Annotated in this window: 9 protein-coding genes; 1 reads left to right on the top strand and 8 read right to left on the bottom strand. The window is 48.7% G+C overall.

Annotation, left to right across the window (positions count from 1 at the left end; all coding sequences use genetic code 11):
- Positions 1-5: 5 nt before the first annotated feature.
- Positions 6-1,949 carry a DNA topoisomerase (ATP-hydrolyzing) subunit B gene (gene gyrB, locus BST99_RS01015; RefSeq protein ID WP_105000149.1) on the bottom strand — a complete coding sequence of 648 codons (1,944 nt, stop codon included), beginning with the start codon at positions 1,947-1,949 and terminating at the stop codon, positions 6-8.
- A 182-nt stretch (positions 1,950-2,131) separates the two neighbouring features.
- The gene (gene asnB, locus BST99_RS01010) at positions 2,132-3,799 is read right to left on the bottom strand and encodes an asparagine synthase B (protein WP_105000148.1); all 1,668 of its coding nucleotides are present in this window, start codon (positions 3,797-3,799) and stop codon (positions 2,132-2,134) included.
- A gap of 228 nt (positions 3,800-4,027) precedes the next feature.
- Between asnB and BST99_RS01005 the strand changes: the two genes are divergently transcribed.
- The gene (locus tag BST99_RS01005) at positions 4,028-4,582 is read left to right on the top strand and encodes a DUF2911 domain-containing protein (protein WP_105000147.1); all 555 of its coding nucleotides are present in this window, start codon (positions 4,028-4,030) and stop codon (positions 4,580-4,582) included.
- Positions 4,583-4,617: 35 nt separating this feature from the next.
- Here the strand turns inward: BST99_RS01005 and BST99_RS01000 are convergent, their stop codons facing one another.
- From BST99_RS01000 to BST99_RS00980, 6 genes are read right to left on the bottom strand one after another with little or no spacing between them, the layout of a single operon-like run.
- Positions 4,618-5,745: an OmpA family protein gene (locus tag BST99_RS01000; protein ID WP_105000146.1), complete on the bottom strand. Its 1,128-nt coding sequence runs from the start codon at positions 5,743-5,745 to the stop codon at positions 4,618-4,620.
- A 50-nt stretch (positions 5,746-5,795) separates the two neighbouring features.
- Entirely contained in the window at positions 5,796-6,737 is a 942-nt protein-coding gene (locus BST99_RS00995) for an MFS transporter (RefSeq protein WP_245916285.1), read from the bottom strand.
- Positions 6,737-7,192, bottom strand: a complete 456-nt coding sequence (locus BST99_RS14555; protein WP_245916148.1) for an MFS transporter — start codon at positions 7,190-7,192, stop codon at positions 6,737-6,739. Before BST99_RS14555 ends, BST99_RS00995 begins: the two co-directional genes overlap by 1 nt.
- The gene (locus BST99_RS00990; RefSeq protein ID WP_146106168.1) at positions 7,186-7,860 is read right to left on the bottom strand and encodes a TonB-dependent receptor; all 675 of its coding nucleotides are present in this window, start codon (positions 7,858-7,860) and stop codon (positions 7,186-7,188) included. Before BST99_RS00990 ends, BST99_RS14555 begins: the two co-directional genes overlap by 7 nt.
- Positions 7,794-8,912 carry a hypothetical protein gene (locus BST99_RS00985; RefSeq protein ID WP_105000144.1) on the bottom strand — a complete coding sequence of 373 codons (1,119 nt, stop codon included), beginning with the start codon at positions 8,910-8,912 and terminating at the stop codon, positions 7,794-7,796. Before BST99_RS00985 ends, BST99_RS00990 begins: the two co-directional genes overlap by 67 nt.
- Positions 8,909-11,929: a tetratricopeptide repeat protein gene (locus BST99_RS00980; protein ID WP_105000143.1), complete on the bottom strand. Its 3,021-nt coding sequence runs from the start codon at positions 11,927-11,929 to the stop codon at positions 8,909-8,911. Before BST99_RS00980 ends, BST99_RS00985 begins: the two co-directional genes overlap by 4 nt.
- Positions 11,930-11,956: the final 27 nt, after the last annotated feature.

Genomic DNA, 11,956 nt, shown 5'->3' with positions numbered 1-11,956 from the left:
TCTAGCTAGACATCAATGTTGGCATAGACCGCATTTTTCTCAATAAACTCGCGTCTCGGCGGCACCTCATCTCCCATCAACATAGAGAAAATTCGGTCGCTTTCTGTTGCGTTATCTATTGTTACTTGACGCAGGGTTCTAAACTCAGGATTCATGGTGGTATCCCACAATTGCTCGGCGTTCATTTCTCCAAGACCTTTGTAGCGTTGAATACTGGTTCCGGAACCACCCATGCTCTCTACAATGGAGTCGCGTTCTTTATCATCCCAGGCGTAACGCTTCTTTGATCCCTTCTTCACCAAGTAAAGCGGTGGAGTGGCAATATAAACGTGGCCTTTCTCAATCAACTCGCGCATGTAGCGGAAGAAGAAAGTCAAAATCAAGGTCTCAATGTGACTCCCATCGACATCCGCATCACACATGATCACCACCTTGTGGTACCTCAGCTTTTCGAGATTGAGTGCCTTGCTGTCTTCTTCCGTTCCTACGGTGACGCCCAAGGCCGTATAAATGTTGCGGATTTCCTCGTTTTCAAAAACCTTGTGTTGCATGGCTTTTTCGACGTTGAGGATTTTACCTCGAAGCGGCAGAATTGCCTGAAACTCTCGGTTACGGCCCATCTTGGCCGTACCACCTGCCGAATCTCCCTCAACGAGGAAGACTTCGCATTTGGCTGGATCTTGCTCAGAACAATCGGTTAATTTACCCGGAAGTCCAGCGCCGCCCATGGGGCTTTTGCGTTGAACCATCTCCCGGGCTTTAGCCGCCGCATGGCGGGCCTGAGCAGCGATCAATACTTTTTCGACTATGCGCTTTGCATCATCCGGATGCTCTTCCAAATAATCAGTGAGCATCTCCGAAACCGCCTGGCTTACTGCAGAGGTAACTTCCCGGTTACCCAGCTTGGTTTTGGTTTGCCCTTCAAACTGAGGCTCCGCAACCTTCACCGAAACAATGGCAGTCAATCCTTCTCGGAAGTCATCACCAGAGATTTCGAATTTGACCTTGTCCAGCATTCCAGAACCTTCGGCATACTTCTTCAAGGTGGTGGTGAGTCCGCGACGGAATCCAGAAAGGTGGGTACCCCCTTCGTGGGTGTTGATGTTATTTACGTAGGAATGCAGGTTTTCGGAGAACCCATCGTTGTAGATCATGGCTACTTCGACCGGAATTCCATTCTTCTCGCCCTCCATAGCGACAACCTCCTGAATAATCGGTACTCGGGTTTCGTCCAGAAATCGGATGAATTCTTCTAGTCCCTTTTCAGATACAAAAGTTTCGCCCACAAAGCTGCCATCTTCATTCTTCTGACGCTTGTCCGTCATGGTAATACTCACCCCCTTGTTCAGGTAAGCCAACTCGCGCATACGATTGGCCAAGGTTTCGTAACTGTACTCGGTGGTTTGCTTAAAAATCTCGTGATCCGGCTTGAAGGTAACTACGGTACCGGTTTCATCGGTATCCCCTACGCTTTTTACCGGGTAAAGGGTCTTCCCTCTTTCGTATTCTTGCTCCCAGATTTTACCCTCTCGGTAGACCGTGGCTTTTAAGTGACTCGAAAGGGCATTCACACAGGATACACCGACCCCGTGGAGACCTCCCGAAACCTTGTAGGAGTCCTTATCGAACTTTCCACCTGCTCCGATCTTGGTCATTACTACTTCCAGAGCCGAAACCCCTTCTTTCTTGTGAAGACCTACCGGAATACCCCGTCCGTTATCACGGGTGGTAATGGAGTTGTCTTCGTTGATAATGACTTCAATAGTATCACAGTGTCCAGCAAGGGCTTCATCGATGGAGTTATCGACCACCTCGTACACCAAATGGTGCAGTCCACGGGTCCCGACATCACCGATATACATGGACGGACGCATTCTTACGTGCTCCATTCCTTCCAGTGCCTGGATACTGTCTGCGGAGTAGTTGTTCTTTTTCTCGTTTTCGCTCATGAGCTAGGCCTTAAATTTTGGCGATTTTCAAATCTCACAAATATAACGAAAAGCTAGTAAATATGCGGCATTGAAGGGTTTTTAAGTGCTTAGTTATTAACAAAATCTTGTGAATAACCGAAGTCTATGAGTAGGGGGTCCTGCACCAGGCCAGACCCCCTCGACTCAACCCTAATAGAAAACTATTCGTAGGCGTCGGTATGAACCGCTGCTATAGCCCTTCCTGAGGGCTCATTTTGGTTTTTAAATGCGGCATCCCATTCCAGCGCAATTTTGGTGCTGCAGGCCACTGAAGCTTCCTGAGGGACGCTCTTCGCCGCTGCTGCCGATGGAAAGTGCTCGGCAAAGATGCTGCGGTAGAAGTACTCTTCTTTGGTCTGCGGGGTTTGGAAAGGGAAGCGAAAGGTCGCCTGCTCCATTTGCTGGTCGCTTACTTCGCGGTTTACCACTTCTTTGAGGGTATCGATCCAACTGTAGCCAACCCCGTCGGAAAACTGCTCTTTTTGCCTCCAGGCGACTTCGGCCGGTAAATACTCTTCAAAAGCCTTTCGAAGCACCCATTTTTCCATTCTCTCTGAACTGCACATTTTGTCTTTTGGGTTCAGTCGCATGGCCACATCCATAAATTCTTTGTCCAAGAAAGGAACTCGGCCCTCAATCCCCCAGGCAGAAAGGGATTTGTTGGCCCTCAGACAATCGTACATATGCAACTTGCTGAGCTTGCGAACCAACTCTTCGTGGAACTCCTGAGCATTGGGCGCCTTATGGAAATACAGGTATCCGCCAAAGAGTTCGTCGGCACCCTCGCCAGAGAGCACCATCTTGATTCCCATGGATTTGATCACCCGAGCCATGAGGTACATCGGAGTCGAGGCGCGAATCGTGGTGATATCGTAGGTCTCTAGATGATAAATAACATCTTTTATCGCATCTAGCCCTTCCTGTATGGTGAACTCGATCTCGTGGTGGACCGTTCCGATGTGATCGGCTACTTTTCGGGCAGCGGCCAAATCCGGTGAACCCTTCAATCCGACCGAAAAAGAATGCAATCGAGGCCACCAGGCCTCCTGAGTGTCCTGGCTCTCTACACGCTTTTGGGCATATTTCTTGGCCACTGCAGAAGTAATGGAAGAATCCAATCCTCCGGAAAGCAGCACGCCATAAGGTACATCAGACATCAGCTGGCGGTGTACCGCCTCTTCGAGTGCCATGCGTAGATCCTCGATACTGGTGCTGTTGTCTTTGACTGCCTCATAAGACTGCCAATCTCGCTGATACCACGGCTTGATCTCGCCCTCAGAACTATCTAGGTAATGTCCAGGCGGAAAGAGTTCTATCTGCTGGCAAATACCTTCCAGGGCTTTTAATTCTGAAGCGACATAGTAGGTGCCGTATTGATCGTAGCCATAGTACAGAGGAATAATGCCCATATGATCCCGGGCAATAAAATAACGGTCTTCACTTTCATCATATAAGGCGAAACCAAAGATCCCGTTGAGCTTGTCCAGCATATCGGCACCAAATTTTTGGTAAAGCCCCAGAATCACTTCGCAATCCGAAGCGGTCTGGTAGTCGTAGTCCGGAGTAAATTCTTCCTTTAACTCCCGGTGATTGTATATTTCGCCATTGGCTGCAAGGATCAACTGCCGATCTGCACTGTAAAGGGGTTGTCCCCCAGAGGCGGGATCCACAATAGCCAAACGTTCATGGGCCATTACGGCAGATTCACAGCTGTAAATTCCACTCCAGTCGGGACCCCGATGACGCAGCTTTTTCGCCATTTCCAAAAGTTGCGGACGCAATTCGCTCACGTCCTGTTTGGGTTCAAATGCACATACAATTCCACACATAGCTAATAATTTGAATGCAATAACCGCCTTAATATGTCAATATGAAATAGCAATTAAGTAATCAATAACATATTTTAACTTTTATAAGCGTTTTTTACGACATATTTTAAATATCTAAGGTCTTTTTCCCTTCCCTGCTATCAGCTTGAAAGTTTTTAGGCGTTTTTACTACCAAGTAGGAAGGCTCCCTAATTTTGGAGCCCAGTGTAAACCAAAAACGACATCACTATGAACAATCGGTTATTACTCGGACTTTTTACAGCCCTTTTTATCAGCGCTACAGCCTCTGCACAGAAATTCAGCAAAGCAGATGTGAGTCCTGCGGATATTGCTTCTTATCCGACCAGTTACAAGGAAGCAAACAAAAATGTTCGAATCATTTACAGCCGCCCAAACCTGACGAGCCCTAAAACAGGAGAAAAAAGATCCCTTGCAGATTTGGCCCCAGTAGGCAAGGTATGGAGAACAGGGGCTAACGAGGCACCTGAGATTACTTTTTACCAAGACGTAGTATTTGGTGGAAAGGCTGTAAAAGCGGGAACATATGCCCTATTCACCATTCCAGGTGAAGGAGAGTGGACCGTTATTTTGAATACGAATCTGAACCAATGGGGAGCTTACTTCTACGACAGCGCTGCGGATGTAGTGCGTGTACAGGCTTCTGCCTCTTCAGATTCAAGCTCCTTGGAGCAATTCTCTATCGCTTATAAGAACAGTGGTAAAGGAGTAGAATTAGTCATGGGATGGGATACCACCCGCGTTAGCCTGCCGATTAGCTGGTAGTCCAAACACTCCTTACAATACAAAGGACGTTAGAACTAGCGTTGTGGAAAGGGTTCAACTAAACTCAGTTTGAACTCGGCACGACGGTTTTTTTGACGTCCTTTTTCGCTGTGGTTATTGGCCAAAGGCTTGTCACTCCCAAAGCTTTCGAGTCTGATTCTATCTTGGTCTACACCCAGCAAGACCAACTGTTTAGCAATGGATTTGGCACGTCTGTGGGAAAGATCGGTATTGTATTCACTCTGCCCTAAACTATCGGTATGCCCACTGACAATGATGTAGTAGTCCCGGTTCTTCTTTAAAAAGGCCTGCATCTCCTTAAGGCTCTCTTTAGCCGTTCCATCCAGCTTATCGGAATCAAAGGCAAAATAGACTTTCGGAAAGTGATAGCGCTTTTCCAGTTCGTAATTGGGCAGGCTGTTTCCGTCTTCATAAAGCGCTGTACGATCAACGTAGTAATACGCTCCTTGCTTGGTTCCCCAGCGTTCCGTTTTAATGCGTTGGGTTCCTTTATTCGGATAGAAATTTCCGATCAGCAGGTAGCGTTCGAACCCTTTAGCCGTAAATGAAATATTCAATTTGAACCAGCGATCTCGATTCTCGTCAATATGATCCATTTCCATCTCCATGGTATGGATACGGTTTCCGGTCTGCTCTAACAAACGTCCTTTGGAGAGGTATTTCCTTGTTTCGATCTGTATGCGCTGTTCGCTGAACATCAGGCCAAATTTGCGCACGGCAAAGTCAGCACTTTCGGCTAAACTGACGTAGACTTCAAAATGATACTTGCGCCCAGGCTCCAGGGTTTGGCTCAATTCTGCCTGTAGGTATTCCCGGTAATCTCCAGGAGCAAAAAAGTAGAGTCCGGCATAGGCGTCACCAGAATAGGCCTCTTGGTTTCCGTTGTAATTTTTAGGCACTCCCATGACCTCACTGCAGCGGTGAAAGTAGTCGGTACTGCCTTGAGTAGGACAGGTCCAGCCCTCCACATCCTGATCAAAACTTCCGAGCGCTTTGGGACAAAAGAGGCGGTCCTCAAAATCTGGATTTAGAATGAGGTTTTGCGCTTGAAGAGGAGTACAAAATAGTACGATGCTGGCCAAGAGCATCCCCCAATCGCGCAAGCTATTGGATTGACTTGTAGTAGAGTAAGCTATCATCATTCCCCATTTCCTTAACGTAAAGGATAGATAAAATCGTATTTGCGCCCAAATCAGCTCGCTGATTGTTGCGGATTATTCGCCCTAATACTCCCTGCAAGAATAAACAACAAATAGGCCATGGCCAAAAGCCCCAAGTAGCGGTAGCTTCCCAGTTGGCTATAACCATAGGCATATGCACTCGGGGCCAAGGCACTTCCTAAGACCAAGAAAGAAGTCACCTTTCCGGTGATCGCCCCTAAATGCGCCCTTCCAAAGAATCGGGGCCAGGTCACTGAATTTAGCACAGCAAAAAAGCCTCCCATAATACCAATACCGATGGTCAAGGCCACCACTCCCCAGGAGGAATCCAGATAGAATAAACCGATACTCGCCAAAAGCCCCCCACCGGTCTTGGCGAATAGGAAACCCTTTAAGCGCAAGTAATCACTTAAGAAATTGAAGAGGGTCGAACAACAGACCGAAATAACCGAAGCGGGCAAAAACAAAGAAATAGCCACTTGCTTTTCGTAACCCGAACTCTCAAAAATTGATACCACATGAAAGGTGAGGCCGGTGATAAAAAAACTGTGGAAGGCCAACAAAAGTCCATACATCCAAAAAGCGCGGGTTTGTTTGGCCTCTTCCAAGGTAAACGGCTTGTTCAAACGCAAAAAGGGCCGTTTTACTTCTGGGGCTTTTTCTTTGGATGCTCTTGAGCCACCATCGACAGCTAAGCCGTGGTCCTCGGGACGGTTTCTGTAAAGCTGAAAAACCACCAGACTAAAAAAGAGCAAGGCAGCGGCCATCCATTGCCAGGTCCTTTGCCAGCCCTCTCCTTCGACCAATTCATTTAACCAAAGGGGAGCGGAAGAGAAACCAAAGGAAAGGGCGACACTGGTAAAAGCGTTGGCCTTGCCTCGGTTCTTGTCGAACCACATCATGATCATATTGCGAGAAGACATGGTCAGCACGCCTTGCCCGCTAAAGCGGATCAGGAAAAACAAAACGATCATCAAAGCAAAGGAAACCGTAGCAGCAGAAAGATCAAAAACCCCTTGTAGCGCAAGCTCATACGATCGGCTTGGGAGCACAAGAGCACCGAAAATGCAAGCATTAAGGTAGCTGCAAAAGCTACATACCGGGCCCCAAATCGATCAAACCAGCGCCCTGCCTTGGAGATGAACAGGGAACTCAGGATGGTTCCTATAGCATAAGCGTTACTGAACTGATCCCGACTGAGCCCCAAAGCATCCATGACCGGGTCGGTAAAAACAGAAACACCAATGGTCTGTCCCGGAATACTGCACCAAACACCCAAGGTTCCGATAAACAGAACCACATAGCCGTAAAATAGCCTGGAACGGGCAGGATCAATAAAGGAGAGTCGATTGGCGGAAGACATGATTTGGGCGTGATTAGGAAGACGTAAAAATACTTCATTCCCAAAGAAGCCCAGCGGTCTTACCAATCAAATCGGTAGCGGGCTCCGCCCAAGAGCTGGGCCCCTTGTGCAGGGTACTGCGCAAAGAAGGTGTAGTTCTGATTACTCAGGTTCCTCCCTTGCAAAAAGAAGCTCCATTGGGGTGTCCATTGGTATTCAACACCCAAATTGAGGTCGAGTATAGGTTCGAGTTGAAAAGGCTCTCCTTGTCCTGGTATAGGAACGGTTGCCCCAACCACAATTGAGTTCAGGTCTTCTCTTTCTCCAATGACATAGAGTTCACTGGTCAATCGCCAGTTTTCCAGAAACTCCAGACTCAAGGCGACCTCTCCCTGGTAATTGGGTAAGTTCCATGCCGGATTATCCGATGCGGTGCTGTATTGGTCAAATTGCCAACTTGTTCGGAAAGAAATGGCTTCTTTGGGCTCCCATTGCAAGGCAAAATAACCCCCATAACGCTGTACATCTTCATAAAGCCATTCAAAGGAATTTCCGAAGGCATAAGCTTCATCGGTTCGGAAAGTATTGTATGGATTAAGTTGAAATAGAGCTTGCTGGTCATTGGATTCCACAGCCACTCCAATTTGGTAGGTCACATTGGTTGCAATCAGCCCCTGTAAGCCCCCTTTTACCAGGTATTGCTGTTGGTTGGGGCGAATATCCAAACTAGGGGCAACAAAGGGATTTGCGGCCACTGCCTGGGCATAGCTGTTCTGTTTGAGACCACCGGTGGCCTCCCCAACGAAGTAGTGTTTTTCTTTTTGCAAGGGATAACGTGCTTTAACTCGGGGATAAACCGAGAAGCCCTGATCCCGATCCAAAGCATCGACATTGTACACAACGGCACCACCGATTTGGAGATCCCACTCCTTTTTTTGATCGACCAGTACACCGCGATTTCGGCCTGGGCTTGGCTGTAGCGATCTGGACTGGCCGCAGCTACTTCCCTCAGAGAAGTGACACTTTGCTGGCCTTGAACCCAATCGATCGAGGGTAAAAAACTCACCCGGGTCTCCTCGATTTCGACATCAAAGCGAGAACCAAACTGCAAACGGCTTTCATCAGAACCGGTTTCGTCTGTAAACCACCGAAACCCGCCATCGACCGCAACCTTATCGTCTGTGTATTGTCCGTTCAAGGCTCCGGTAAAGTAGCGCTGTTGCACCCCAGACTCGGGGAAGGATTCAGGACCAAAAAGATCCCGATCAAAACCGTACCAATGGTAAATATCGCGTTGGATTTCCATCAGCAAGTGGCCGGTATTCTCTTTCCCCTTAAAGTGCAAGCCCCCTTCCAAAGCGGTTTGACTGAAGGAGGTTGGCAGGGGGTTGTCCAGAATATCGCCTTGGGCCGATCGGTGTTCCAACCCCAAGGCATAGCTGTTTCGACCAGTACCCAGAGGCTGGCGCGTAAAGGCCTCGGCTTCAATATTGGTGAAGTTACCCGCTGCTAAAGAGACTGCCGTATTGTACAATTTTTCTGGGGGCTCCGGTTGCACTTTCTCGGCCTTGCCTTTGGCTGGTGAGAAAGTAGAGGCCACAGGGGCCGTAAAACGACTCCACTGTACCGGTCGTTTTTTCAAAAAGAGGGAATCCGACAATCCGGGTTCCGAAAGAATTTTACTGGCCGGTGCGATCGAGGGCGCATAAGAGCGGGTCACCGTTACCGTCTGTGTGTTCAGGGGTTTATCCTGAGCCAAAGCGGGCCCAAGGATCAGCAGAAATACGATAGAAATGACTGTTCTCATGGACGCTTGTTTTGAGGATTGACTGATGAATTGTTCTGGGCCTCTCGGGCTTTGATCTGAGCGAGAAGGGCTTCGGCTTCCATTTTTTGAGGCAGTAATTCTCCGAAGTTTTCGATAACGGATTCCAGAATATAGGTCGCCTGGAAAGGATCCTTGAGTGCATCGTAATTTCGAGCCATCAAGATCAGACCTCGAGCACCCCATTCTTTATAGGACGAATAAGACTGGGCCAATTTTTCGATGGAACTGTTCGAGTCGAGGTAATCACCTGATTCATTCTGAAAATAAGCCTGATAATAGAGGGCTTCAGCCGCTCGACTGCCTGAAGCTGTTTTTAGTAATTCCGCATAAGCTCTTTTGGACTGATTCTTATTGCCGGTCACCCAAGACGAACGAGCCTGATAGAGCCAGGCTTCCTTTTCTAAACGTTGGCCAAGACCGGGTTTCTCCAGCAGCTGTTGGGAATACTGTACACAACGATCAAACTGCCCTTGTTCAAAAAACCACTTCATCAGGTTGGACAGGGCAAATCGTTTGTTCTCTTCGACTTGGGCTGTTTGAAGCAATTCTTCCAAATAGGGTGACGCCAGAGAAAACTGTTCCGTTTCGACATAGTAACTGGCTACCCGGGTCAGGGCCTTCTCACTGTAGCTGGAAGATGCCTTGGCCGCCCTCTGGTAGTAGGGTAAGGCAGAATCTTTTTGTCCTTGGTTGTAGTAGAGTTCGGCCAGTTCAAACGAAAGAATACCGGAGCGAGCGCCTAGAGGAAAGGCCTTCAGGTAATCTTCGCAGGCCCGAATCGCTTCTGCGGTACGCCCCTGATCCAAGAGGCTCTGTGCCGCACTATAGGACGCCTCTTCCAATTCCGAATCGGTGAGCTGCACAAAACGCAAGTCCCTAGCCCAAGCGGCAAATTTAGAAACCTCTCCTTTGTCCATATAGATGAGTTTGGCCGTCGAAACCGCCTGTGTGGCTTCTGCGGATTCTGGATAGGCCTGCACCAGTGCATTGATTTTTTCAAGAGAGGCATCCAATTCTCCTTGGTTATAGAGAATAAGGATCTCCCTTAGGCGAGCCGTCAAGTGTAAATTGCCTTCAGGGTAGTCTTGGATCAAGCGACGATATCCCGCTAAAGCCTGCCCTTCTTGCCCTTGTTCAGCCAAGGTCGCTGCCCGTTCTAGAAGGGCATCGTCCCGGTAATTCGATTCCGGATAGTCCTGTTCTAAACGAGCGAGTTCCAGCATTTTCTGCTGCGGTCGACCGACTAGTCCTTGAGATTTGGCGAGTTGAAACAAACTGTAATCATACTCCGGATGCGTCGGGGCTAGTTTTTTGTAAGCGCTGATGGCTTTACTGTATTGGCTGCCCGCATAATGGGCATCAGCCTCACGAACTTGTGCATCCTGCCAACGGGCATCTTCGACGGAGAAATTGGCTCGGGCGTCCGCGAATCGCTTGGCGGCTTGGGGGAATTGCTCCAGTCGTAAATAGGCGTAGGCCAAATGGTAGTTTCGCTCGGGGTACTCTGGAGTTTCTTCTGCTTTTCGGCTGTTTTCGAAAGCGATCAAATCCGCCAGGGCCTGCTCGTGTTGTTCCGCTCTAGAAAAGCACTCCGCTCGCCAAAATAGAGCTCGGGAAGACCAGAGTGTGGAATTGCTTTCTTCCAAAGTCCTGCTAAAAAGAGATTCGGCCTCTGCATAAGTCCCTTCAGCAAAGAGTTGAATCCCCCGAAAGAAAAAGATTTTTTGCCGGGATTGCTTATCGAGATCCTTGCCGTTGGCTTCGATATACTCCAGGGCATCCTGAAAGTTTTGTGAACTGACGTAGGCATCCAGGAGCAGCTTCTCGATTTCGCGGCGCTTTTGGTCCCGAGGGTAATCTTCGAGGTAGGTACGCAAGACCCGAGTAGGCGGCTCATACGCATTGCCTATTTGGTAGCTGAGCAGGGCGTAATTCAAAAGAGCTTCACGGCGAATAGCACCGTCAAAATCCATGGAACTGGCTTGCCTAAACGCGTTCAAAGCCTCGGTTTTCTTGTCTTCTTGTAAATAAGACTGCCCCAGATGATAATAGGCATTTTGCCCCAGAGCATCCGGGCTTTCTATAATTCGGTTGAAGGATTCAATCGCCTCACTGTATTGGGCTTGTTGGTAGTGGCAGTAGCCCAACTGGTAGAAATCAGCATTGGTCCACTTGCCGTTGCGCCCCTGGTACTTCTCCAGAAAAGGCAACGCCTCAGCGTAATTTTCGAGTTGAAAATAACTTTCACCGATCAAACGGTTTAGTTCGGACTTCTCTTCTTCATCTGCACGGGGCAGGTAGTTTTTGGCCTGGGCAATGGCTTCTTCAAACTTGCCCAATTTATAGTTCATATCGGCCTGAAAATAACTGAGCTTTTCTTCCAGAAGCTTGGGGTCTTTTACCTCGCTAAAGGCCTGGTTGGCCCCTTGGTAATCATCCTCTTCGTATGAGATAAACCCGAGGTAATAAGCGGCCTGAGAAGCATAGGCTTCGGTTTCCTTGGCCTGACTGAGGTAGGTTTTGGCCTCTTCCTTATTACCAGCAGCGTACAGACAATAGCCGTATTGAAAAATAAAACGGTCCCGAGCCCGATCGCTCAAAAAGTCAGGATCCACTTGACGGTACCATTTGAGGGCGTAGAGGTACCGGCCTATACCGTAATAGTAGTCCCCCACTTCCTTGTAGGCCGCCCAACGCTTGGGTGATAGGGGGTACTTCTCGACAAAACCGAGTAATTCGCGATCCGCCTGGCGTTCTCCCAAGCGTATTGCTGAACTGGCCGCGTAGTAGAGGGCTTCTCCCCGTTCGAGATCATTGTCTGAGCCGGCCTGAACCTGCCGGAATAGGGGTTGTGCCTGGGTGTAGTTCCCTTGTTGATACAGCCGAAGGGCTTTCTGAAATGTTTGGGATTGTTCTTGGGGCTGTACACTTTGCTGGCCATACAGGGCCGAGCAGCACAATCCCGCAAACAGCAAGATAAGGTGCAATCGATTCATATAGCTTCTCTGTTCTGCTTCAAGACC

This window comes from Aureicoccus marinus (genome assembly GCF_002954325.1).
Taxonomy (GTDB): domain Bacteria; phylum Bacteroidota; class Bacteroidia; order Flavobacteriales; family Flavobacteriaceae; genus Aureicoccus; species Aureicoccus marinus.
This window is presented reverse-complemented; position numbering and strand designations above follow the sequence as displayed.